Below are 23686 nucleotides of genomic sequence, written 5' to 3'. Positions count from 1 at the left end.
AAGAGATCATCAAGAAGAATAACTCTTAGGGCCAGCCTGCATGGCAAATTATGACGATGACTGAACTCTTATCCACCAAGGAAGTGGCCAAGTTACTGGCGATCAATGAAAAGATGGTCTACGCCCTGATCGCCGACAAGGGCCTGCCGGCCACCAAGGTCACCGGCAAGTGGCTTTTCCCTCGCCATCTGGTGGATCGCTGGCTGGAAAACCACACCAGCAACCGGCCGCCGCAATCGTCCCCCCTGCCGCCCTACCACGGCCTGCTGATCGTGGCCGGCAGCGACGATCCCCTGCTGGAGCGCACCCTGAACCTGTTCAATCGCAGCCATCCCGGTCACCTGGCGGTTTACGGCAACGTGGGCAGTTTCGGCGGCCTCAAGGCCCTGCGGGACAACCTTTGCCACCTGGCCTCCAGCCATCTGCTGCAGCAGGAAAACGGCGACTACAACTTCCAGTTTGCCGCCGACGAGCTGGCCTCGCCCCCGGCGGTGGTCAACTTCTGCAGCCGGGAACAGGGGCTGTTGCTGGCCAAGGGCAACCCTTTGGGGATTAACAGCGTGGCCGATCTGGGGCCGCGTAAGGCCAGGATCGTCAACCGCCCTCTGAGTACCGGCACCCGGCTGCTTTTTGAGCAGCAGTTGCAAAAAATCGGATTGCCGGGGAAAAGACTGGTCGGCTATGAGCGGGAGGTGGCCCGCCATCTGGAGGTCGGCCTGGAAATTCTGGCCGGTCGAGCCGACGTCGGGCCGGCCATCAAAGCGGTGGCCGGGATCCTGGGCCTGGATTTTCTGCCTCTGGGCCGGGAGCGTTTCGACCTGCTGATTCCCCGCGAGCGTTTTTTTGAGAAAGGGGTCCAGCTCTTCCTGGGCCTGCTCCATGAAAAGGAGTTCAAGCGGCTGGCCGCCGACCTGGAAGGTTACGACATCGCCCAGAGCGGGCGGGTGATCTTCCCCCATGAAGCCGGTAGCCCGCCTTAGCAGATACATCGGCTCCTCCCGCACCAATGGTTGGTCGGGGCCAACAGGCAAGAACCCAAAAAGGAAAGCAAAAATGAAACGAGTTTTATTGACCACCATCTGCGGCCTTCTATTGGCCGCCGCTCCGGCTTTGGCCGGCGACCGGTTTATCACCATGAGCACCACCACCAGCACCGAGGCCTCGGGGCTGCTCAATCACCTGCTGCCCGAGTTCACCAAGGACACCGGCATTGCCGTCCGGGTAATGAGCAAGGGTACCGGCGCCGCCCTGCGCGACGGGATGGACGGCAATGTCGATGTGGTCATGGTCCATGACACCGTTCGGGAGAAGCGGTTCGTGGCCGAGGGCTACGGCAGCAAGCGTTACCACCTGATGCACAACGATTTTATTCTGGTGGGGCCGGCCGCCGACCCGGTTGGGGTCGGCAACAGCGCCGATGTGGCCGACGCCTTCCGCAAGATCGCCGCCGCCAGGGCCCCCTTCGTTTCCCGGGGGGACGACAGCGGCACCCATGCCCGGGAAAAACAGCTCTGGCAGGCCAGTGGCTTGTCACTCAACGATCAGTCCGCGCCCCGCGACGGCCGGGGCTGGTATCTTTCCATCGGCCAGGGGATGGGCCAGGCCCTGATCATGGCGGAAGAGCGCAACGGTTACGTGCTGGCCGACCGGGGAACCTATCTCCATTACAAGTTCGGCCGGGAGCAGGCCCTGGAGCTGGAAGTAGTCTATGAGGGCGACGACCTGCTGCAAAACCCCTACGGAGTCATCCCGGTCAACCCGGAAAAATTCCCCCACGTCAAGTTTGAGTTGGCCGACACCTTTGCCCGCTGGCTGGTATCGGAACGGGGCCAGGAGGTAATCGGCAGCTATCAGCTCCACGGGATGCCGCTGTTTTTTCCCGATGCCCGCTAAGCAACAAGCAGAGCAGGCAATCTGAATGGACTTCTTACGGGAAAGCTTCGGCGCCGCCATCGCCATGATCGTGGCGCTGGACCCGGAGATGTACTCCATTGTCTACCTCTCCCTGCATGTCAGCTTTTTCTCCACCCTGATCGCCTCCATCCTGGGGGTGCCCCTGGGCTTCTACCTGGCAGTCAAGAAGTTCAGGGGCAAACGGTTGGTGATCACCATCCTCAACACCCTGCTGGCCCTGCCCACGGTGGTGATCGGCCTGCTGGTCTACGCCTTTTTGTCCCGGCGGGGGATGCTGGGTTTTATGGGGCTGCTCTATACCCCCAAGGCGATTATCATCGGCCAGGTGATTCTGATTTTACCCTGGGTTACCACCTTCACCATGACGGCGGTGAGCCGGATCGACGAGCGCTATCGCCAAACCGCCCTGACCCTGGGGGCCTCGGCCCTCCAGGCCGCCCTGGTGGTGGTCCGCGAGGCCCGCTTCGGCATTCTGGCGGCGATCATCGCCGCTTTCGGCCGGGTGATTGCCGAGATCGGCATTGCCATGATGCTGGGCGGCAACATCAAAGGCTACACCCGCACCATGACCACCGCCATGGCCCTGGAACACAACAAGGGCGAGTTTGTGTTGGCGGTGGCCCTGGGTATTGTTCTGCTGACGGTCAGCCTGCTGCTCAACGCCGCCCTGCAACTGGCCCAGGGTCGTTATGGGGGTGAACGATGAGCACCCGCCCGACCAATAGCTACCTTTTACAAAATATCCGCCAGACCTTTGCCCAGCGCACGGTGCTGGCCATCGACCACCTGGAGCTGACCGCCGGTCGCAGCTACGCCCTGCTCGGTCCCAACGGCAGCGGCAAAAGCACCCTGCTTCGCCTGCTGGCCCTGCTGCAGCCCCCCACCAGCGGGCAACTTTTTTTTCAAGACCGGCCGGTGAACTGGCAGAGCCGTGAGTTGACCGCGCTGCGGCGGCGGGTGGTGCTGGTGGATCAGCATCCCATCATGTTCACCACCTCGGTCATCAAAAACGTGGAGTACGGCCTCCGCCTGCGGGGGGTTACCGGCAGCCAGCGGCGCCGCCAGGCACTGGAATGCCTGGCGCGGGTGGGGATGGAACAATTTGCCGAGGCCCAGGCTCACCGTTTATCCGGCGGCGAAACCCAGCGGGTGGCCATTGCCCGGGCCCTGGCCTGCCGGCCGGAGGTCATGCTCTTTGATGAACCCACGGCCAGTATCGATTTGCCCAATCGAATGGTGGTGGAACAACTGATGGCCGACATTCAACGGGAACTGGGCTTGACCATCATCTTCGCCTCCCACGACCGTCTCCAGGCCAACCGCCTGGGCGATGAAAAGATTGTGTTGTTCGAGGGCCGCCCGGCCCCGGACAGCAGTTGGGAAAACCAGTTTCCCGGCCAACTTTTGCCCGATGAACAACCGCCGCAATGCCGCATCGGCCACCCGGCTCCCATAACCCTTACCCTCTCCCCCACCGCTTTGGCCGCCCCGGCCACCGGGCAAGGTACCGGCCCGGCGGTGATGGTCAGAATCGACCCCACCGCCATCCGCCTGGCACCACCAAACACCAATGGTCCTGGCACTGCTCCAGCCCCCAACCGACTGCCGGCCAGGGTATTGCAGATGAGTAGCGAAGATGAGCAAATCAGGGTGCTGCTGGATGCCGGCTTCGCCCTCACCGCCCTGGTAACCAGGGAGGAAATAAGTGCGGCCGGGTTAACGGTCGGCGACCGGCTGGAAGTGGTCATTGACCCCGGCGGGATTGAACTGCTTGGTGGTTATTAGGTGTTGGGCCTACGCATAAGGCCCGAGATTGATCTGTTCACCTGATTGAAACCCATTACACTTTTTCCTGGCAAGGGAAGAATCCATACGCTATTATCAGACATGACCATTTGGAGGGCCAAATGACCACTAAAGCGATAAGCGTTACGGAATTCAAGGCTCACTGCCTGGATATGATTCGCAAGGTTGAACATAGCGGGGCTGCCGTCGAGTTGACCAGACGGGGCAAGGTGGTGGCTCGCCTGGTTCCGGCCGCCCCGGCTTCCGGCGGCACCCCGCCCTGGCTGCGGCTGCGGGGGCACGGGGTGCTGACCGCACAACCGGAAGATTCGGTTCTTAAGGCCGAAGACTTTGAAGCCCACGGCAACACGGACCGGTGACGCCGCCGCTGCTCGATACCCATGTCTGGTTATGGTGGTTGCTCGGTCAACCGGAACTGATGGCCGCCGAGCGCGATAGTCTGGACGCTCTGGCCTCCGCCGGCACCCCGCCGACACTTGCCTCCATCAGTCTGTGGGAGGCGCAAATGCTGGCCGCCAAAGGCAGGTTGTCCCTCGATATGCCGCTTGACCGTTGGTTGCCGGTGGCGGCGGCTCCTGAAACCGTAACTCTCTTGCCGATGGATGTTGCCGTTATTCTGACCCTTGATCGCCTGCCCGAAACTTTCCATGGCGATCCGGCCGACCGAATCATTGTGGCCACCGCTCAGGCGCACGGCCTGCCATTGGCCACTCGCGACAAAAACATCCGCCGATCCCGCCTCGCCAAAATTTGGAAGCCATAACCGGGCCGGCTAATATCTCCGCTACACCCTTGAAAAACGCAGCAGCCGGGAGATACTGGCCGCCACCGGCAAGATTACCATCGACTACCGGGAAGCCTCCTCTGGCTGCGGTTACGGCAGCTCCTGCGATACCGGCAGTTGTGGCTGCTAAGCCAACACTCCCATCATCACCCCCGAATCGTTGGGTTCGGCAAAGTCCAGGCAAGTGACCGGATTATTCGGGTTTGGTTTCCAAGGCTGGGGTATCGCTTCCCTTGCCGGTTGGCGGAAGGTTGTTGCCGCCCTGGGGAGTTTCTACCAGGGTAATGGGAAAGGGTTTGGTCACCTCGCCGGTGTAGATCGTCCGGTGCGGGAAGGGAATTTCGATTCCGGCCTGGTCGAAGGCGGCCTTAATTTCGGCGGTGATGCCGTTGCGTAAATCGAGGAAATTTTCACGCCTGGCCCAGACCGAGAACTGCAACTCCAGGGCCGAATCGCCAAAGCCCAGGAAGATGAACAGCGGGGCTGGTTCGTCCAGGCAAAGGGGGTTGGCATTGGCCACCGCCATCAGCACCTCTTGCACCCGGCCAATGTCTTCCTTGTAAGCCACCCCCAGCTTCAGATCCAACCGCCGGATCGGGAAGCGGTTCAAGGTGGTGACCTCGCTTTTGATCATCGTTTCATTGGGGATGCGGACAAACAGATTGTCGAAGGTGCGCAGCTTGACCGAAAGGGCGTCGATGGAGAGCACTTCCCCGAAGGTGTCGCCCACCTTGATGAAGTCGCCGATCTCAAAACTGCGTTCGCCAATCAGGAAGATACCGCTGATCAGGTTGGAGGCCGTGGTCTGGGAGGCAAAACCGATGGCCACGGTCAGTACTCCCGCCGCCCCCATGATCACGGCCAGGCTGAAGCCCAGTTCGCGCATGGCCGAGGCCACGAAAAGCACTAAAATACCGTAAAAAACCGCGCGCCGCAACAAATGCCGGGCCTGGGCGGAAAGGCGATCGGCCAACAGGCGGCGGCTCAGCCGGCTGGCCGCCGTGGCCAGCAGCAGGCCGGCGCCAAGCAGGATCAGGGCGCGTAACCCCGCCAGCATGGTTTCGACACGAACAGCGGCAAACAGGTCCTGGATCACAGGCTTTAGCTCCCGAACAGCAGATTTAACGCCCGGTGCATGCCGGAGCGGTCCGGCTCCTGGCGCGGTTCGGCCAGACGAGTAAGATTGCGGCCCGCTTCGGGCAGTTTACTGTCGATCTTAACCGAAGCCAGATCGCCCTGGCTTTCCCTGGTCAGAGTCACGTTCTGGGTCCAGAGCCGGCCGGCTTCATCGCCATACAAGGCCAGCATCGGCACCGGCAGGCTGATTTTCTCAAGCGGCAGGGGCGAGTCGGCCCGGTTGTGGATGGTCAGCGGGGTGATGGCCCGGTGGGGCCGGTCCGGCAACTCCGAAGGGCGGTGGCGGGCGTTGGTGCGACCGGCATAAGACAACTCCCCCTCGCGGGTATTGGGCCCAAACCAGGTGTCCGACAGGCGCAGAACCGGCAGTTCCTTCAGCAACACCGGCGGCTCTCCCACCAACAGCCGCAGCCAAACCGGGGTGGACAAATAGAGGGTGATGCTCTGGCCGCTGAGCAGGAACACCGGCTGGTGCGGGCGGATTACCACCGGACGGTCGGCCAGCAACGGCATCAGGGTAACGGTATTTACTTCACTGGCATGGACAAAGCGCTCATCAATGTTTCCCGGTGGCCCACTGCCGATCTGGAAACTGACCTGAGGCTCGGCCTCCTCTTCCGGAATGGCTCGGGTGCCAACCAGCCATTCATCGGTGCCGTGGCCAATGGCAAGGGCCAGGGTGCCCAAGCGGCAATCCAGGTGCCGGCCCGGCGCAACTTCGAATGGTTGCCACCAGGAGGCAGAATTGGGGGTTGAAGGTACGGTCATGAGTAATCCGCCGGCGCTGCCGGCATTATCCAGGCGGGTTGCGGGTTATAAAATCGGCAATTGGTAAATTCTGAATCATCGGCTTTCCTTTGTCAACTCCCTTGAAGCGGTTTCCACCACCCCATTGCCTTCGGCGCAAGCATTCACCACCTGGCTAATCGCCCGAAAATTAGCGCACCAGCAGCCTGAACAGTTTAACCCCCAGCCAGGTGCCGGGGAAAAGACCCAGCAGGAAAAGAATGCTTTGCATGGCCATGATCGGCAGCCCACCCATCAGATGCCAGACATTGCAGGCCGGAGTCATCCGGGCCGCCAGCCCCATCAGGATGCCCCCCGCCAGAGCGCTGAGCAATTGCAAGGGGGGAACCCGCAGGCGAACGGCAAACTCCCGCAGCAGCAAGGCGGAGAGGGTACTCCCAAGCACCACCCCCAGCGCCAGGGGCACCTGGATGGCGAAAAGCAGGTCGGGCTGGGGACCGGGCCCCCCGGTGAGCCGGGCCCCACTGTCGGGATGGATCACGTCCAGGGAGACCGCCTGGAAAAGTGTCTGCCCCGCCACCCAATCCGGGGCCACGACCGCGGCCCCCATGGCGGCAAACTTGGTGAAGGAGGTGGTAACCCCCATGGGCATCCCATGCAGCAGGTAGGAGGCCAGGCCGATAAGGGCCAGGATAATCGCGGCCCGCCAGGGCTGGAGGTAGCCCGCCACCACGGCCGGGCGCTGCAACGCCCCCTGCCGCCCCCAGCGCCAGAGGAGAAAAATCGTCGGCAACCAGAAGATAATGAGGGGCAGAAGGGGGTCCAGGTTAAACAACTGGGGAACGGTGATCCGCCCCGGAGCAAGGGCGGTGGCCTGGGCCAGCTGCTGCCACCAGGGATGGACCAGGGCATAAAGGCCGCTCCCCAGAATCAGGCCCAGAAAGGCGACCGCGCTGACCACGCTGCCCGCTCCCATCTTGTAGAGGGTGCCGAAGACGCAGCCGCCGGCCAGCACCATTCCCAGGCCGAAGATGATCCCGCCCAGGAAATTGACCAGGGCGGGGGGGGCCAGAATGGGAAAGGGGTAAAGGGGGAGCAGACCGGCCTGGCGGGCCAGCTCGAAAAGGAGCATGGTCACCGCCACCTGGAGCAACAGAATCTGCAGGCCTTTAAAGCGGCCAAAGATGAAGGCGTCCCTGAACATCCCCGCCACGCAGTAATCGGAGCGATGCATGACAAAGCCGGCGGCCAGGCCCAACAATAGGCCGGTTATGATGATAAGGACCAGGGAACCGGTGATCATGACTTTACCCGCAGTTTAAACGCTCCTTGTTCGGGTGATCAGTAACCTCTTTTGCCCGCTCTGACAAAAAAGAGGCCTCAGCACAACCTGCAACTGACCCGCCTAAAAAACCAATATTATTATACCGGTAATGACTGCTGGTTAGCCTGTCAATGAAAAAATCGGGCACAGATTATGAAACAACTCGAGATTGTTTTGCTGGTAGTCGGTATAATAGGACTTGCCTACTTCAGATATGAGGCATTGCAGGAATCGGTTTGATCATTCTGGCAATTCGCAAACTTAAATAAGTTCTATAATGTGTATTCCCCTATGAAATTTTCATTAACATACCTATTTGGAATATCAATGCTTACGCTTGTTTTGGGATCAGTTGTGATCGGCCAGGATAAACCGTTGCAGGTTGTTGATGAGGTTGATCTTGAACGGTATGCCGGCACATGGTATGAAATCGCACGGTTGCCGAATCGTTTCCAGGCTAGGTGTACCGGAGATGTGACGGCGACCTATACACTTCTTGATAACGGTCAGATAAAGGTAGTAAATCGCTGCCGGATAGAAGAAGGTGAATTCATCGAAGCCGAAGGCCGTGCCCGTCTTGCCGATAAAGACGGACCTGCATCAAAGCTAAAAGTCCGGTTCGCTCCCCGCTTTTTATCGTGGATTCCTTTTGTATGGGGCGATTACTGGATTATCGAACTCGATCCGGGGTATCGATACGCAGTGGTCGGGGATCCGGCACGGAAATATTTATGGATACTCGCACGGGAGCCGGAAATGGATGATCAGATCCTTGAGGAAATTCTCAAAAGTACAGGTGAGCAGGGATATGACGTTTCAAATGTGATCAGAACAAAGCACCTGCCCAGGTGAGTGTGCAGGTAGCAACCAACTTTCATCAAGGCCTGGGCCGCCAGCCGCTGGTAACTCTGCCGCAAGGAAACACCGTTAGCCAGCGCCAGTTTGACCAGTCTCTCCCGGCTGTGATGGTAAAGCCTGGAATCTGCCGGACAGGCCACCGCCTTGGGTTGCACCGAGGTGTCAACCGTAACCCGTTTTCCCTTTTGCGGCTACCTTGGCAGTTTATTAGCTTGATCGACGATCTTGCGGGCTAGATCTCTAAAAACAAAATGGTGGAGGGGGAGCACCGAGTACCAGTAGAGACGGCCGAGGATCCCTCGCGGCAGAAAGTGGGCGGTCTGCACCAAGGCGTCGGACTGAATGTCGAATTCGAGCCAGGCCTTGCCCGGCAGCTTCATTTGGGCCAGCAGCAGCAGGCGTTTGTTCTCTTTAATGTCGGCTACCTTCCAGAAATCAAGCGCGTCGCCCACCCGTAAGCTGTTGCTGCTTCGACGGCCGCGGCTAAGCCCGTAGCCACCCACCAGCTTGTCGATAAGGCCGCGTATGCGCCAGAGAAAATTATAGGTAAACCAACCTGATTCGCCGCCGACCGCGCACATTGACTTGAAAACTTGGTCCGGGGTCGCGCCGCCCAAGCCAATCCGGCGCACGTCACGGAGGATGGCCTGGCTGACCAGGTCGCGATCCCGGATGTCACAAAACTGGCCGGCACTGGAATCACACCAGCGACTCAACACCTGATCTTCTTCGATTTCACGCAAGGCGTCACGAATGATGGTGTCATAGCTGCGGGGTTTTATCTGCGGAAAATATTTTTGGGCGTTGGCGTTGAGGACAATGGTTTCCGACTTGAGCCCATCCACCAGGGCCGCCGCCATTTTATAGGGGATGGGGGTAAATAAAATCAACCAGTAGGACGAGAGCCTTGGCGATAAAACAGGCACCGGCATCATCCAGCGCTTGAGCCCCATGAGCCGGCCGGCAGCCAGCATCATTTCCTTAAAACTCATGGTCTCGGCGCCGATGTCGACAATGGTGTTTTCCGGGAAAGGGCAATCGATGGCCGCCGCCAGATAGGATACCACGTCTTCAACCCCCACAGGCTGGGTCTTGGTTTTGACCCAGGTGGGGGTGATCATGATGGGTAATTTTTGTACCAGGTTTCTTATTATCTCGAAACTGGCACTGCCGGCCCCGATGATGACCCCGGCCCGAAACCAGATCGTCTGGATCTTCTCGGGTTTGGCGGAGAGGATTTCGCCCGTCTCGATCCTGCTTGCCAAATGCTTGCTGGCGCTTTCTTTCACACCCAGGCCGCCCAGGTAGATAATTTTTGCTACCCCAGCGGCAATGCAGGCCTCCCTGAAATTCTCGGCGCTCATCCGGTCAAGGTCTTCGAAATCACCTCCGGCTCCCATGGAGTGGATCAGATAAAAGGCGGTATCAATGCCTTTAAGGGCGAGGGCCAGGGCTTGCTGATCAAAGGTGTCGCCTTCCACCACCTCCACCTTGTCCACGGTGTCAGGTCGCAGTTTGCGTTTACTTCTAACCAGAAGACGTATTTGCAGGCCATCCTCTCGCAAGAGCCTTTCCAGTAAACGTCTGCCTATATAGCCGGTGGCCCCGGTAATCAAAATTTTTTTCATGCTCAATGTCGTCGTCTCAGTTAAAAAATGGCTAGATCCATTTTATAAATTTTCCCGGTCTCCTCACAAATAATCCGGACGGTCCAGGACAATCTGGAGATCCCTGATGTGTCGCTGGTTGAAAGCGGCTTCGCAGAGGCAGAAGTAATAGAGCCAGGTGCGTCGGAAACCGTCGTCAAAGCCAAGCCTGCTTATATCTTCCCAGTTCTCCAGGAATCGCCTTCTCCATGCGGCCAGGGTGGGGCCATAATGGGCTCCGATGTCATTGATACCTGAAATTACAAGGGAGGTTTCCCGGGCAAGCACTTCGGTTATTCTGTTCAGCGAAGGCAAAAGGCCGCCGGGAAAGATATGGGAGCTTATCCAGTCCCTGGTTTTACGATAGGCCTCATATCGCTGGTCAAGAATGGTTATGGTCTGGAGACAGGCCAAGCCCCCCGGCTTTAGTAGCCGGTCCACGGTCCTGAAGAAGTCGGGGTGATACTTGTGACCTACAGCCTCCAGCGCCTCTATGGATACCAGGGCGTCATATTGCCCTGAAAGTTTACGGTAGTCTTCAAGAATAACATTGATCCTGTTACTCAACCCCTGAGACTTCACCCTTTGCTCAACGTGCTGGTGCTGTTTTTGGGATATCGTCACCGCGTGGACCCGGCAACCGTAGTTGCGCGCCATAAAAATGGCAAACTCCCCCCATCCGCAGCCGATTTCGATAACATCCTGCCCGGCCTTTATACCTGCGGCCTCGGCCACCAGGGCGTACTTGCGCTCCTGGGCTTTCTGCAGATCCAGGTCATCGGGCGTTTTTGCCCCCATTTTGTATAGTTGAGGATTTTCAAACACCGCGCAGGAATAGGTCATGCCGGGATCAAGGAAGCTGGAAAAGAAATCGTTTGAGAGGTCGTAATGCGCCCGGACGTTCTTTCTGCTGCCCTTGGGATCATTGTCGGGAATCATTTTTCTGGCCGGCATCATTATTTTGTGCAGGGACCTTCCCCAAAATCCCCAGTCTTCCAGATAGGACAGGTAATTCATGTTCATGACCAGCAACTCCAAGAGTTCGGTCAAGTTATCAGCGCTCCACATCCCCCGGGTATAGGCCTCTCCAAGCCCGACATCTTCCCCTTTCAGCAGTTGGCGAAAAAAAAGCGGGTCATGGACAATCATCCTGCATGCCGGACCGGGTTCATTGCCCTGAAAGACGAGAACCGAGTTGTCCGGCATCTGAATTTCAAGGCGTCCTTTGCGGATTTTTTTAAAATTCGCCAGGACCAGTTTTCGGGCAACCCGGTCCAGGAGGGTGGTTTTTTGTCGCATGGTTCTTATGGTCATGGGGCTTGAAGGTTCCGGCCGGGGAAAGACCGGCAACCCTTTCAGGAAGTAAAGGCTGATGGCCTGGCGAATGATGCGCGGGTAGGTCAAATTAGGCGCCAGGGGATGATGCAGCCACGTTTTTAACAGGTTAAAGTCTTTTAGCTCTTTTGGCGCAGCAAGCTGCCGCATCCTTGCTTGCAAGGCTTTCCCGCCGTTGCTGGAGAGCATTATGGATATGTCCAGCTCCTTGCGTATGTCGCTGAAACTGAAACTGTATTCTCCGCTCATTTCAAAGAAGGGGGATACATGGAAGGCTTTGGCCGTTTTGTACTTGACGGGAAAGTCCTGCTGTTCTTGTTGGTTTTCAAGGAGATAGAGGTGCTTGTCGCCAAAAGTGTTGTTTACCTCGGCCGCGATTAGCAGAAGCTTTCCCGAGGCACTGTATATGAAGTAGAAGCTGACCGGGTTGAAAACATGGCCAAAGACCCTGGCTGAAGCCAGAAGAACAACCCTGTCCTCGCTGGAAAGCGAAAAAGAGGTGCTTGATTTGAGCAGCTCTTTGAGCTTTTCCCTGATGGCTTCAGGGCCGACGGCCAGATAATCATGATCAAAGATGGAAAAAAGCCGGAAGCGATTGAGGCCGAACAGTTTTGATGAATGGTCAATGTTTTGCAGTTCATCAAGGTCCAGAATAAAAACCATCGACCTGTAGTCGAAGCTGTGGTTTTTGTTCTTGTATCTTTCATGGGAAATTCTTACCGGCACAACCCTCGAGTTCATGGTTCAACTCCCAGCAGTTCGGCAACCCTGACCCCGGAAGCGGCCGCGTCCTCATGAAACCCGTTGCCATGGTAGCTCCCGCAGTAATAGGTTGACCTGCTTCCCTGTAAGCGATCAAATTGCGCCTGGGTTTTTAGCGCCGCGACAGTGAACTGGGGATGGCTCATTGCAAGGCGTTGCAGGGTGCTATGCTGGGAGACCGGGCGGCGCGGATTCAAGGTTACCACATAGTTTTTGGCAGCTTCAAAGCGCTGCAGAAGGTTCATCCAGTAGTGGACGCTGACCTTTTCATTCCGCTTTTCAGCATCCGCGATCACGTTCCAGCAGGCCCATGCCCGAGGATTGGCAGGAAGAAAAGATGGATCAGTATGCATTACCACATCGTTGGCCACATACCGCCATGGTCCAAGGCAATTTTTTTCGTCCTCATCGGGATCCGCCAGCAGGGAAAGGGCCGTATCGGCATGACAGGCCAGGACAACCGCATCGTAACGCAGGTGTTGGTCATTGATCTTGAGTTCCGGACCTGATGCAGACCTGGAAACCGACTGCACCGGGCATGATGTCCGGATGTTCCCCTTAAAGGACCGCTCAAAAGCATGAACATAGGAGTGGCTCCCGCCGGGTATGTAAAACCAGGTGGGACCGCCTCGGACACTGAGGAGACCATGGTTGAAAAAGAACCGGACAAAACGATCCAGGGGAAAATCCTCAGGAGTCCCGCTTTCCGCGGACCATATCGCCTGGACCATGGGGCCGAGATAGCGCGACATCAGGATTTTTGGGTACCTGTTTTCAATAAGGTAGCGGCCCAGGGTGGCATGGGCGAGTCTGTTGTTTTCAAGATCCCTGGTGATGTTTTTGCAGAACTTGGTGACGGCCAAGAGCATCCGCCAGAAGCTGGGGTCAATGATATTGGCTCTGCGTGCGAAAAGACCGGAGAGACCGGTTCCTGCATATGCAAACCCGGTATGCGGTTCGCTGTAGGAAAAAGACATGTCGGTCGGGGCCGACTGGACGCCAAGTTTTTGCAGCAAGCGGTTGAAATGCGGATAGGTTCTGTCATTGAAAACAATAAATCCCATATCCACCGGCAGGTCACGGTTATTCCCGTCTTTGGCCATAACGGTTTGGACATGGCCGCCAAGCTTTGGGGCTGCCTCGAAAAGATCAACCCGGTGTCTAAGGCCAAGATAATAGGAAGCGGTCATCCCGGCGGCCCCGCCTCCCACAACAGCTATCCGCAGAGAAGATTTTCCGGTCTGATCATTTAGGCTTGGCATGGCATACCCGCTAGCTATTGACGGGAGGGAAACCATGGAAAAAAGGCGTTTACCCTTTTCCGGTACTCTTCATATCCAGGACGGCGAGCCCCGATCTCTTTTTCCAGCAGGGCCACGCCTGAAACTTTTAACAGCAGAAAAGTTATGATCAACGGGCTGAACAGGGTCAACCAGCCGAAGGGGACCGCCAGGGCGACACAGAATAGACCCCACCAGATCAGGCTTTCGCCAAAATAGTTGGGATGACGCGACCACGCCCAGAGCCCCTTGTCCATGACCTTGCCCTTGTTGGCCGGATCATTCCTGAACTTTTCCATCTGGCGATCCGCTGTAGCCTCAAACATCATGCCCACGGTCCAGATAGCGACGCCAAGCCAGTCCAGCCAGGTAAGCGCGGCCGGCTTGGCGGAAAGCTGAGCGACCTGAGGGGCAATGGAAATAAGCCACAGCAGAACCGCCTGCAGTAAGAATACTGAAAAAAGGCTTATCCACCAAAATTTTTTTCCGTGATAATCCCGCATTGCCTGGTAACGCCGATCCTCCGGCTTGCCCCAGTTTCGCCTGGTGATATGGTAGGCAAGGCGCACCCCCCAAATGCTGATGAGCACGACGACCAGAAGACTCCTGGATGTTCCGGGGCCCATCAGCCAGGTCGTCCAGGCCACGAGAATAAATCCGGCGCCCCAGAAGGAATCCGCCAAGCAGGCCTTTTTCGTAATCAGGGAAAGGGTCCAAGCTCCGGCCATGAGCGCCAGAACAGCGAAAAGCGTGGCGATGAAAGGAGTTGATGTCAGCATGACCGAAAAAATCAAGCCAGCCACCTGGCAGCCGTGAAGCTCAGGGAGGCAACCGTGGCGCATAAAAAAGCACCCCAGGCAATGTCGACCAGCACGACCTTGAGAGGCCAGCCTTTGATCAGTGCCATGTTGGTCAGGTCATAGGTGGCATAGGTGAAGAAGCCGAAAAGACCCCCCATAACCATTGCTTTTGCCAGAGAGTCATTTTCGATGGCCGGATTAACGGCGAAGATGATTATTCCGACTATGAAAATGAAATAGAAGGTAAGCGCCGCAAGCCAGTTCACCTCTGGGCTGAGGATAAAACCCAGATTTTTCCGGTAGAACTTCCTGGCAATAAGTCCCAGCCAGAGCATGTCCACCATGAAAAAGATGGGTACCGTGACCAGGTATAGCTTTAAATAGAAAATGTAATCCATCAACCTACTCCTTTTTCCCAACCGGCGCGACATAGACCGCGAACTCCTCCTCGCCGTCCACGCCCAGCAGCTGATCCAACTCCGCTTGGTCGTAGGCCGCCACGGCGCAGGTTCCTGCCCCCACGGCCTCGCAGGCCAGATAGAGGTTCTGGCAGACATGCCCCGCGTCCAGCAGGATCACTCGGTGGGCGGTCAGGCCATAACGCCATTCCATACGCCCAGGGATGCAGGCCCAGACAAAGGTCACCGCCGACCGCCCAACAAATTTCTGACCATAGGCGGCACGGATCAGGGCCGTACCCATATCCGGCACGTCCCGGACATGAACCAGCTCATGTTCCAGGGGCAAATACCGGTAAAGCCCTGGGGTCAACTCCGTCACGTTGCGGATGAACAGATAGGTTTCAAAACTGTGTCGGGCTCCGGCCGAAGGCACGTTGCGCAGGGCGTGACCATGGCCGAGGACCCGGCGCACGCCCTGGGTGGCCCAAAGCAAAAAGGAAAGTTCGGCCAGGGCCAGTTTGTCCTCGGCAAACCGTCTCCGGCTCTCCCTCCGGCCAATGGCCTCGACCAAGGACGTTTGCCCGATGGCTTGCTGCCATTGCCTAAAATCGGGCAGTGAGACTCTAAGGGAATCGGGAGGGGCCGGCTTCTGCAGCGGTGGCGGGGGGACTCCCCTGTTCTGGTCTGTTCGAGAAAAATCCGTCTGCTTGCGAAGATGGTCGGTCAAGAACAAGCGGTGGGCCCGCAGTTGGTCGTCAATAGTCATAATTCTCCTGGCTGGCAGCCGGCAAACAAAGTCAGCGTGATCGCCTTGATCGTCTCCGGGTGCGCGAAATCGAGCTCGCAATCAGCAGCCACTGCGCCGGAGGCGGCTAGACATGGTTGCGAAGCTTCAGTTCCAAGGGGTGGGGGTTTAGGTAGACCTGGCCGGCCAGGTAGGGCTCCCGGTATTTGCGCACATAGTGGTTGAGCAGGGTGATGGGCACGATCAACGGCACCAGATCCTTTCGGTAGCTGTCGATAATCGCCACCATCTCCTGTTTTTCTTCGCTGGAGAGCATTTTTTTGAAGTGACCCAAGGCATGAAGCAGGACGTTGCCGTGTTTGGCTTTCGTGCTCTTGAGTCGCAAAGTTTCCATCAGCAAGGTCTCGTACTGGTTGAAGAGTTCACTAGGGGAGTAATTCTTGGCTGCTGCCACCAGCTTGCCCATGGCACGGTATTGTTTTTCGCTGTGGCTTAAAAGCAGAAGTTTATGGCGGGTGTGAAAAGCCACCAGCCCGCCACGGGAGTGATTGGCGGCCAACAGCTCGCGCCAGCGCCGAAGTACGAAAATTCGGGTAATCCAGTTTTCCCGGAGCACCGGGTCATGAAGTCGCCCTTCGTCCTCTACCGGGAGAAGCGGAAAGCGCTCCATGAAGGCCTTGGCAAAGAGGCCGACCCCGGTTTTTGCTGGCGCCCCCTCACCGGCATAAACCTTGACCCGCTCCATACCGCTTGATGGCGAACGGCTCTTGAAGATGAAGCCGCAGAGATTTTCTTTAGCCAACTCCTCCACCCGCCGGATCGACCATTTTTGCATCTTTTCGGTATGATCGATGCCGGAACGAATGGTGACGAGCCGAGGGCTTGCCGGGTCACCAACGAGGCGCATGGCCTCTCGGGGCACGCCGAGACCGCATTCCGTTTCCGGGCAAACCGGCACAAATGTCACGAACCGCCCGAGAGTGCCGGTAAGGAAGGCGTCGAGCTTGTGACCGCCGTCGTAGCGCACCGCCTGTCCCAACAGGCAAGCGCTGATGCCAATATTGAGCGGTGTTTCCATAGGGGTGATGGCAATAGGTTAGTAATGATAGGTTATAGGATGTGATGGTGAGGTGTCAATAAAGGAAAACAACGCCTGACCAACAGACAACAATTATACAAAACAATGCGACTAATAACAAAACACGATACCACCTCAACCGGTCAGCCGGGCCACAATGCGGCGGGCCACTGGCAGCACCAGGAGAATGGAAGGAAAGGCCACCACGAAGGCGGTGACAAAGGCGGTCAACCAGCGGCGGATAAAGTCATCCACCAGGCCGAGATTGAGCAGCGTAATTACCCCGGACATCAGCAATGACATCATTAGCGAGGTGAAAAAGGCCAGCAACAGGTGACTGTAACGGGCCGGCACCTTAATCATTTGGTTCATCCTTAAGTATTTATAATGTTAAAAAGCGGCGCCGAGATATGGGTGGCCCGACAACGGGGGCAACGGCCCGGTTTCTTCAACCGGCTCCTTTTGCTGAACTCAAACTCACATTTCAGGCAGCGGGACGGGATCACGACCAGTTTTTGCCCCGAGCTCTGCAGGCTGCGCTGCAGGTGTTCCAGGTGACCATATATCTCCCGTTCCGGCAGAGAAAGAAGGGTGGAGAGATCCCTTGCCGAAAGGGTTCCGGCGACCAGGAGCTCGGCTATCTGCCGGCGCACGGGAATAGTTTGTTCACGGTCGTAATTTACTTGCATGGTATGCGCCGGGAAAAATTTTATTCGCCGTGGCCCCGCTCTTTGAGCCATTGCCGCATCTGGGCGATCTCCTCTTTCTGGGCCGAGATAATCTCTTCGGCCAAAGCGCGAATTTCGGGGTCCTTACCATATTCAAGGACGACCTGGGCCATCTCGATGGCACCTTGGTGGTGGGGAATCATGCCCTTGACGAAATCGACATCGGCATCACCGGTAAAGGAGATATTCATCACTTCGTGCATGCGATCATTGACCGCACGAAAGGCCTCGGTCGACGCGGCATCGGCGGCGGTTGGCTGCGGATGGGGGTGATGGACCGCGCCGTGGTCATGAGCCCCCTGCCCCAAAGCCAGTTGCGAACCTCCGGTTAAGGCCAGGGCCAGGATCAGAAACGGCACAAAAACTATTTTTCCCTTTTTCATTTTGCAAGCCCTCTTGTTTGTTTTTTAAAGAGAAAAAGCGAAATCAAAGCCCCCACTGGACCACTTCCGACAGGGAAGGATGGATATGAATGGCGCTTAGCAAAGCGTTTACCCCGGCGCCGCTGGCCATGGCCACGATCACTTCGTGAATCAGGATAGAAGCCTGGGCGCCAATGATATGGCATCCCACGATCCGCCCTTTTTCAGGCAGCAAAAGATATTTGATAAATCCCCGGTCCTCGCCCATGGCATCACCCATGGCGGTGTCGGTAAAAGAGAATTTCCGTACTTCATACTTCAGTTGCCGGGCGCGGGCTTCCTGTTCGGTAAGACCTACCGAGGCGATCTGGGGTGAGCAGAAAATCGCCCGGGGAACAGCACTGTAGTCCATGGCAAACTTCTCACCACCGGCCAGGTTGCGGGCCAGGACCAGCGCTTCCTGGTTGGCCGCGTGTTTAAAAGGCGCCTGACCGATGATATCGCCCAGGGCCCAGGCGTCTTTCTGAGTTGTGGCCAGGTGCTGATCGGTTTTGATATAACCCTGCTGGTCCATTTCCATTTCAGTATTTTCAAGCTTTAAGATATCGCTGTTGGGCTGCAGGCCGGTGGCGACCAGCAGGGTGTCGGCCTCCAGGTCAAAGGTCTTGCCGTTGCTGGTAACCGTCACCTTTTTGCGACCATCCCCGGCCTGGCTGACCCGGTTGACTTCGGTCCCGGTCAGCACCCGGTATCTGTCGGCAAAGATTTCTGTCAATACCTCGGCGATCTCCTCATCCTCTCGGCTAAGCAGTCGCGGGGAGCGCTGAACAATGGTTACCTCGGTTCCCATGCTCCCATAAAAATGGGCCAGTTCCACCGCAATATAGCCGCCACCGAGGATAATCATGGTCCGGGGCTGAGCCGGGGGGCGAAGGGCCTGGTCGCTGGTCCAGAAATCAACTTCGTCCAGGCCGTCAATCGTAGGAATCAGGGGGCGGCAGCCGGCGGCCACGACAAAGCGGCGAGCCGTTATCCGTTCATCACCTACCCGCAGCTCATGGGGTGAGAGAAAGGCGCCTTCTCCCTTGTAATAGCCCACCGCATCCTGATCTTTCATCGCCCTTTCCATGGCGGCGGCCTGCCGATCCACATACTCATTGGCGTTGCGGACGATGGCGGCAAAATCTATTTGGTCAATCCGGGCCTTAACCCCGAAACGGGCTGACTGGCGGACAGTCTCAGCGATATCGGCGCTGTGCAGCAGTCTTTTGGAAGGGATGCAGCCCCGATTCAGGCAGGTGCCGCCCAACGGGCCTTTTTCAACCAGGGCGCACTTCCAGCCCAGGCTGGCGGCGGCATACTGGACTACCGTCATCCCGGAGCCGGCCCCAATAACAACAAGATCATATTGTTTTTCGGCCATTTTCCCTCCAATTTTGTCTTCCGCAGGTTATTTGTTTACCTTCACATCCCGGCGGTCAGCCTGTCAACGAAAAAATCCCCCAAAACGGCCAGCTTTCGCAAACTGCCAGCATTTTGACGGCTTGCCTGGGGCTATTAAAACCTTACCTCTTGCCGCCCGCCCAGGATTAGGCTAACCTCAACCCACATGGCCACCTTTGCCACCCGTCCGCCGGCCTGGTGCGGACTGTGGTCTTTGCCGGAATTCCGCAGCGAAGTCGAGGCCCCGGCCTGCCGGTACCGGCGCAAACCCCGATCAACCGACTGCTACGGAGGATTTTCCCATGCCCCATTTCGGCTTAATGGACGAAAATTTACTGGGCCCGGTGGCCGGCCCGCTGCAACGGGCCCGGCTTCATATTCGCAGCGGCCGGAGGCGGTTAAACCAGGGCAAGATCGACGCCGGTATCGCGACCCTGGCCGACGCCTTCTGTTCGGCGATGAAATGGTATCTCGCGGCAAATCGGCAGCAACTGGCGCCCCATGCAAAGGGAGAAACCGGGGATGATCAGGAGCTTTATGACCTGCTGGTGCTCTCCGGGGTGCTTGACGGCTCCTTTGATTACCAGGCCTTTGATCTTCTCGTCAACCAGGCTCTGGAGGGCAGGACGCCGGCCGAGCTTGACCCCGCGGAGTTGATGCTGGAAATCGAAAAGGTGATGCTGCAACTGGGGGTCATGCCCTTCGACGAGTCGGCCCTGCCGGCGGAAGATCCCGCCACCTACTGAAGTTGGGTTACCGGCAAGGCGCCCGCCTGGCGGATCAGCGGTCGATGGCCTCCCCTTTCAGCACCTGGGGCAGCCCCGCCACCGTGATGATCACCCGGTCGCAGCGGGAGGCCAGGCGCTGGTGCAGCCTTCCGGCTTCATCGCAGAAGCGGCGGGTCAGTTCCCCCATGGGCACCACCCCCAGGCCGGTTTCGTTGCTGACCATGATCAGGCGGCCCGGCAGCTTGGGCAATAACTCCAACAGGGCGGCGGTTTCCCCGGCCAGCAGGTTTTCATCTTCGGCCAGCAGCAGCCCGGTGAGCCACAGGGTCAGGCAGTCCACCAACAGGCAACGATCAGGCGCCGCCTGCTTACTTAGCTCCGCCGCCAGCTCATGACCAACCTCCACCAGCCCCCACTCGGCGGGGCGGCTGTTCTGGTGATGCCCGATCCGCTCCAGCATCTCGGGGTCTTCGGCCCGGGCGGTGGCGACATAGGTTACCGCCAGGCCGCTCTCGGCCGCCAACCGCTCGGCCAATGCGCTTTTACCCGAGCGCACCCCGCCTAAAATCAACTCCCGCATCACGGCCGTTCCCCGCTGTCGGCGCTCTCCCCTACCAAGCCGGCAACCTCGGGGGCAAAATCACCCGCCCCACCCTGCGGCGCCCCGGCCACCGCAGGCGGTGCGGCTTCACCGTTCCCAGGCGCCAAGGGCGCCACCTCGGCCCCGGCGGTCGCTCTCTGAGCGTCGTACCAGAGAAACTGGCGGCAGAACCCGCGAACCACCCGGGCCTCTTTGGCCCGCAACCCCACCCGGCCCAGCAGGGAGCGGATATTTTTCATCCAGTAGGAAGAGTCTTCGGGGCGCAAAAAACCCACTTTCTGCAGCACCTGTTCCACATGCCCGTACATGGCCTCCAGCTCATGCACCGTGGCCAGAGCGGGCCTGACGACGGGGCCGCGACCGGTTTGGGCCTCGTGGGCCGCGGTGTGCAACTCGTAGCAAAGCACCGCCACCGCCTGGGCCAGATTGAGCGAGGAAAAGTCGGCGGTGGGGATGGTGGTAAGCTGGTGGCACAGGTAAAGATCCTCGTTGGTCAGTCCCCGATCTTCCGGCCCGAAGAGCAACGCCACCCGATTAGCGGCCAGGTAGGGCAGCGCCGCCTGCATGGCGGTCCGGGGGGGCGGGCACATCCCCCGCTGCCGGCCCTGGCGGGCCGAGGTGGCAATTACCCGCCCGAACGGGGCCAGGGCCTCGGCCACGGTGGCGTGGCGCTCCAGGCGGTCGATCAGCGCCGCCGCCTTGTGGGTGGCGGTCTTGAGCATCTTGTCCCGCTGGTACTCGCGCTCGCCCACCACGATCAGGCTGGGAATCCCCATGTTCATCGCAATCCGGGCCGCCGAGCCGATGTTTTCCTCAAACTTGGGATTTTTCAGCACAATGGCGGCGTTGGCCAGCAGCGCCGCAGCTTCGTTATTCTGGTTCAAACCTGGCATAACCTGTCGTTTTCCAATTTTAGTAAAACCTGCATTTCATGCCACTGGCACCAGGGTGAAGTTCAGCCGCCGGCGCCGCTGATCAACCTCCACCAGGCGGACCCGGACCAAATCACCGATCTGGTAAGTTTTAGCGTGGCGACGGCCGATCAGACGGTGGCTTTTCTCTTCCACCTCGTAATAATCATCCCGCATTTCGGTTACCGCCACCGCCCCGCTGAGCATGATCTCGACCAACTCCACAAAGAGCCCGAACCCGCCTACCCCGGAAACCACGGCCTCGAACTCCTCACCCACCCGGTCGACCATGTAAAGCGCGGCCAACCGGTCGTTTACTTCGCGTTCAGCATCCACCGCCAGGCGCTCCCGCCGGGAAAGCCAGATACCGGCTTCGTCCACTCCATGGCCCGGGGCCAGACCGCCGCTGGGCCCCAGGTCCGCCTTCTTGCCCCGCGGCCTGCTTGCCACCCCCAGCAGTTTGGCCAGGGCCCGGTGCACCATCAGGTCGGGATAACGGCGAATGGGCGAGGTAAAGTGGGTGTAATGGGTGGCCGCCAGACCGAAATGGCCGACATTTTTCGGGGCGTAACGGGCCTGCTGCATGGAGCGCAGCAGCAGGTTGCTGACGATGTACTCCCGGGGCGTGCCCGCCGCCAGTTGCAATACCTTGCCGAACCAGGCCGGCCCTCCCGGGTTGTCGGGAATATCCAGCCCCATGGCGCGGGCGAATTCTGCAAATTCCGCCACCTTGACCGGATCGGGATCTTCGTGGATCCGGTAAAGGACTTCGGCCCCCTTGCGTTCCAGGAATTCCGCCACCGCCTCGTTGGCCGCCAGCATGCACTCTTCCACCAGCTTGTGAGCCAGGTTGCGCTCCGAGCGGCGGATTACCTCCACCTGCCCCTCATCATCAACCCGGATATCGGCCTCGGGGATCTCAAAACCGATGCTCCCCCGGGCCATCCGCACCCGGTTCAGCCGGACGGCCAGCTTCTGGAGCTGCTCAAGATCCGCCAGCACATCCTGGTAGCGGCGGCACAGTTCGGGTTCGCGGTCTTCCAGCATGGCCCGCACCTGGTTATAGGTCAAGCGGTGCCGGCTTTTGATTAAACTGCGACAAAACCTGGCCTTGCGGCGGTGGCCCTGGCCATCGAAATCGATGATGGCGGTGAAGGTGCAGCGATCCACCCCCGGCATCAGGCTGCAGAGATTGTTGGAGAGCCTTTCGGGCAACATGGGCAGCACCCGGCCGGGAAAGTAGACACTGGTCCCCCGGGCGTAGGCCTCCTGGTCCAGTTGGCTGCCGGGCCGCACGTAGTGGCTGACATCGGCGATGGAGACATAGAGGCGATAGCCGTCGTCGGCCAAAGGTTCCACCGCCACGGCGTCGTCAAAGTCACGGGCGTCTTCGCCGTCGATGGTGACATGCGGAATATCGCGCAGATCCTGCCGATCTTTGGTCAGGCGCACCCCGGCCTTGAGGTTTTCCGCTTCCGCCAGCACTTCCTCGGTAAACTGGTGGGGCAGCTCAAAGGCCCGCACGGCCATTGTGGTCTGGACCCGGGCGTCGGCGGGATTGCCCAGCACCTCCAGCACCCGGCCTTCCGGGTTGCCTTCGCCACGGAATTTTTCAATCTCGGCATAGACCGCCTCGCCATTACGGGCCCCCAGGCTGCGAGCCCGTTTCACCACGATCCGGTAGGGCAGCCGCTCATCCTCCGGCTCCACCAGACCGGTGCTTTTACCGGCAACATAAAAACCCACCACCCGGGTAATCCCCCGGGAGACAATCTCCACCACCCGGCCCTCGGCCCGATCGCGGCTCTGCTTGACCACCTGGACCAGCACCTTATCGCCATGGATGGCGCCTCCCAGGGCCTCGCCGGGCGGCAGGAAAATATCCTTTTTAAACTTGGCCGCCGCCGCCGGGTCGTCAAGCACGGCAAAACCGAACCCTCTGGCGTGCATGCTGACTTCGGCGGCCAGCAACTGGTCGGGCTGCACCGGCGGCCGCTCTTTTTTCCGGCCCTTGCCGCTTCGGCCAAATTTGTCGCCGGATTTGTCGCCGGATTTTCCTCGCCGCGCCGCCGGTTCCGTCGATAGCTCAACGGGTCCGGGGCCGCCAAGGCCGAAAATCGAACCGCTTCTCCCGGCCGCTATCTTGCGGCCCCGGCGGTTTTTTCTCTTCTGCATCTGCGGCGTTTTAGCCGCCGGTGTTTTTCTTCTGGGCAAAATTTACTCCTCTGCTAGGTGATCGATACTCCCCCTGGGGGAGCAAAAAAGCCTGTTAACTATGACAAAATCATTTATCATG

The 23686-nt window shown here is 58.6% G+C and carries 25 protein-coding genes; 8 read left to right on the top strand and 17 right to left on the bottom strand.

Annotated features, from left to right (window positions below):
* The first annotated feature begins 56 nt into the window (after window positions 1-56).
* The 6 genes from DAAHT2_RS13335 to DAAHT2_RS13310 all read left to right on the top strand — a co-directional run bounded on the left by DAAHT2_RS13335 (window position 57) and on the right by DAAHT2_RS13310 (window position 4483).
* Window positions 57-980, top strand: a complete 924-nt coding sequence (locus DAAHT2_RS13335) for a substrate-binding domain-containing protein (protein ID WP_041719052.1) — start codon at window positions 57-59, stop codon at window positions 978-980.
* 73 nt (window positions 981-1053) lie between these two features.
* Complete coding sequence (locus tag DAAHT2_RS13330) at window positions 1054-1893, top strand: ABC transporter substrate-binding protein (protein WP_013164798.1); 840 nt, start codon at window positions 1054-1056, stop codon at window positions 1891-1893.
* Window positions 1894-1918: 25 nt separating this feature from the next.
* Entirely contained in the window at window positions 1919-2620 is a 702-nt protein-coding gene (locus DAAHT2_RS13325; RefSeq protein ID WP_013164797.1) for an ABC transporter permease, read from the top strand.
* Complete coding sequence (locus tag DAAHT2_RS14130) at window positions 2617-3699, top strand: ABC transporter ATP-binding protein (RefSeq protein WP_013164796.1); 1083 nt, start codon at window positions 2617-2619, stop codon at window positions 3697-3699. Before DAAHT2_RS13325 ends, DAAHT2_RS14130 begins: the two co-directional genes overlap by 4 nt.
* A 122-nt stretch (window positions 3700-3821) precedes the next feature.
* Window positions 3822-4079 (top strand): type II toxin-antitoxin system Phd/YefM family antitoxin, encoded by a 258-nt coding sequence (locus tag DAAHT2_RS13315; RefSeq protein ID WP_013164795.1) that lies wholly within the window; start codon window positions 3822-3824, stop codon window positions 4077-4079.
* Complete coding sequence (locus tag DAAHT2_RS13310) at window positions 4076-4483, top strand: type II toxin-antitoxin system VapC family toxin (RefSeq protein WP_013164794.1); 408 nt, start codon at window positions 4076-4078, stop codon at window positions 4481-4483. Before DAAHT2_RS13315 ends, DAAHT2_RS13310 begins: the two co-directional genes overlap by 4 nt.
* Before the next feature lie 214 nt (window positions 4484-4697).
* Here the strand turns inward: DAAHT2_RS13310 and DAAHT2_RS13305 are convergent, their stop codons facing one another.
* The 3 genes from DAAHT2_RS13305 to DAAHT2_RS13295 all read right to left on the bottom strand — a co-directional run bounded on the left by DAAHT2_RS13305 (window position 4698) and on the right by DAAHT2_RS13295 (window position 7691).
* Window positions 4698-5600: a mechanosensitive ion channel family protein gene (locus DAAHT2_RS13305; protein ID WP_013164793.1), complete on the bottom strand. Its 903-nt coding sequence runs from the start codon at window positions 5598-5600 to the stop codon at window positions 4698-4700.
* Window positions 5601-5605: 5 nt separating this feature from the next.
* Window positions 5606-6409 carry a DUF432 domain-containing protein gene (locus DAAHT2_RS13300; protein WP_013164792.1) on the bottom strand — a complete coding sequence of 268 codons (804 nt, stop codon included), beginning with the start codon at window positions 6407-6409 and terminating at the stop codon, window positions 5606-5608.
* Between the two features lie 169 nt (window positions 6410-6578).
* Window positions 6579-7691: a YeeE/YedE family protein gene (locus tag DAAHT2_RS13295; RefSeq protein ID WP_013164791.1), complete on the bottom strand. Its 1113-nt coding sequence runs from the start codon at window positions 7689-7691 to the stop codon at window positions 6579-6581.
* 348 nt (window positions 7692-8039) lie between these two features.
* On the opposite strand from DAAHT2_RS13295, the gene DAAHT2_RS13290 reads away from it, so the two are divergent.
* The gene (locus DAAHT2_RS13290; RefSeq protein ID WP_041719051.1) at window positions 8040-8564 is read left to right on the top strand and encodes a lipocalin family protein; all 525 of its coding nucleotides are present in this window, start codon (window positions 8040-8042) and stop codon (window positions 8562-8564) included.
* Window positions 8565-8761: 197 nt separating this feature from the next.
* Here DAAHT2_RS13290 and DAAHT2_RS13285 read toward each other — a convergent pair whose 3' ends face one another.
* From DAAHT2_RS13285 to DAAHT2_RS13235, 11 genes are all read right to left on the bottom strand, one after another.
* The gene (locus DAAHT2_RS13285) at window positions 8762-10198 is read right to left on the bottom strand and encodes an SDR family oxidoreductase (protein WP_013164789.1); all 1437 of its coding nucleotides are present in this window, start codon (window positions 10196-10198) and stop codon (window positions 8762-8764) included.
* Window positions 10199-10261: 63 nt separating this feature from the next.
* On the bottom strand, window positions 10262-12292 hold the full coding sequence (locus DAAHT2_RS13280; protein WP_013164788.1) for a DUF1365 family protein: 2031 nt from the start codon (window positions 12290-12292) through the stop codon (window positions 10262-10264).
* Window positions 12289-13575 (bottom strand): NAD(P)/FAD-dependent oxidoreductase, encoded by a 1287-nt coding sequence (locus DAAHT2_RS13275; RefSeq protein ID WP_013164787.1) that lies wholly within the window; start codon window positions 13573-13575, stop codon window positions 12289-12291. Before DAAHT2_RS13275 ends, DAAHT2_RS13280 begins: the two co-directional genes overlap by 4 nt.
* Window positions 13576-13589: 14 nt before the next feature.
* Window positions 13590-14387, bottom strand: a complete 798-nt coding sequence (locus tag DAAHT2_RS13270) for a DUF1295 domain-containing protein (RefSeq protein ID WP_218915021.1) — start codon at window positions 14385-14387, stop codon at window positions 13590-13592.
* Complete coding sequence (locus DAAHT2_RS13265; RefSeq protein WP_013164785.1) at window positions 14384-14791, bottom strand: DUF2177 family protein; 408 nt, start codon at window positions 14789-14791, stop codon at window positions 14384-14386. The genes DAAHT2_RS13270 and DAAHT2_RS13265 overlap by 4 nt, the downstream gene beginning before the upstream one ends.
* Window positions 14792-14795: 4 nt before the next feature.
* On the bottom strand, window positions 14796-15560 hold the full coding sequence (locus DAAHT2_RS13260; RefSeq protein ID WP_013164784.1) for a SagB/ThcOx family dehydrogenase: 765 nt from the start codon (window positions 15558-15560) through the stop codon (window positions 14796-14798).
* A gap of 106 nt (window positions 15561-15666) precedes the next feature.
* Window positions 15667-16617: a YbgA family protein gene (locus DAAHT2_RS13255; RefSeq protein ID WP_013164783.1), complete on the bottom strand. Its 951-nt coding sequence runs from the start codon at window positions 16615-16617 to the stop codon at window positions 15667-15669.
* Window positions 16618-16752: 135 nt separating this feature from the next.
* A complete protein-coding gene (locus DAAHT2_RS13250; protein ID WP_013164782.1) occupies window positions 16753-16980 on the bottom strand; it encodes a DUF2798 domain-containing protein in 228 nt (75 codons plus the stop codon).
* A gap of 11 nt (window positions 16981-16991) precedes the next feature.
* A complete protein-coding gene (locus DAAHT2_RS15420; RefSeq protein WP_013164781.1) occupies window positions 16992-17306 on the bottom strand; it encodes a transcriptional regulator in 315 nt (104 codons plus the stop codon).
* A gap of 20 nt (window positions 17307-17326) precedes the next feature.
* Window positions 17327-17728: a CopM family metallochaperone gene (copM, locus tag DAAHT2_RS13240; protein WP_013164780.1), complete on the bottom strand. Its 402-nt coding sequence runs from the start codon at window positions 17726-17728 to the stop codon at window positions 17327-17329.
* A 43-nt stretch (window positions 17729-17771) separates the two neighbouring features.
* Complete coding sequence (locus DAAHT2_RS13235; RefSeq protein ID WP_013164779.1) at window positions 17772-19130, bottom strand: dihydrolipoyl dehydrogenase family protein; 1359 nt, start codon at window positions 19128-19130, stop codon at window positions 17772-17774.
* Between the two features lie 322 nt (window positions 19131-19452).
* Between DAAHT2_RS13235 and DAAHT2_RS13230 the strand changes: the two genes are divergently transcribed.
* Entirely contained in the window at window positions 19453-19896 is a 444-nt protein-coding gene (locus tag DAAHT2_RS13230; protein WP_013164778.1) for a hypothetical protein, read from the top strand.
* A 34-nt stretch (window positions 19897-19930) separates the two neighbouring features.
* Here DAAHT2_RS13230 and cobU read toward each other — a convergent pair whose 3' ends face one another.
* Genes cobU through rnr form a run of 3 tightly spaced genes read right to left on the bottom strand, consistent with a single transcriptional unit; the run spans window position 19931 to window position 23565 of the window.
* Window positions 19931-20458 (bottom strand): bifunctional adenosylcobinamide kinase/adenosylcobinamide-phosphate guanylyltransferase, encoded by a 528-nt coding sequence (gene cobU / locus DAAHT2_RS13225; RefSeq protein ID WP_013164777.1) that lies wholly within the window; start codon window positions 20456-20458, stop codon window positions 19931-19933.
* Window positions 20458-21372, bottom strand: a complete 915-nt coding sequence (locus DAAHT2_RS13220; protein WP_013164776.1) for an RNA methyltransferase — start codon at window positions 21370-21372, stop codon at window positions 20458-20460. The genes cobU and DAAHT2_RS13220 overlap by 1 nt, the downstream gene beginning before the upstream one ends.
* Window positions 21373-21408: 36 nt before the next feature.
* Window positions 21409-23565 carry a ribonuclease R gene (rnr, locus tag DAAHT2_RS13215; RefSeq protein ID WP_013164775.1) on the bottom strand — a complete coding sequence of 719 codons (2157 nt, stop codon included), beginning with the start codon at window positions 23563-23565 and terminating at the stop codon, window positions 21409-21411.
* Between the last annotated feature and the right edge of the window lie 121 nt (window positions 23566-23686).

The organism is Desulfurivibrio alkaliphilus AHT 2, assembly GCF_000092205.1.
Lineage (GTDB): Bacteria > Desulfobacterota > Desulfobulbia > Desulfobulbales > Desulfurivibrionaceae > Desulfurivibrio > Desulfurivibrio alkaliphilus.
The sequence above is the reverse complement of the archived record's forward strand: the minus strand, read 5'-3'. Positions and strand labels throughout refer to the sequence as shown.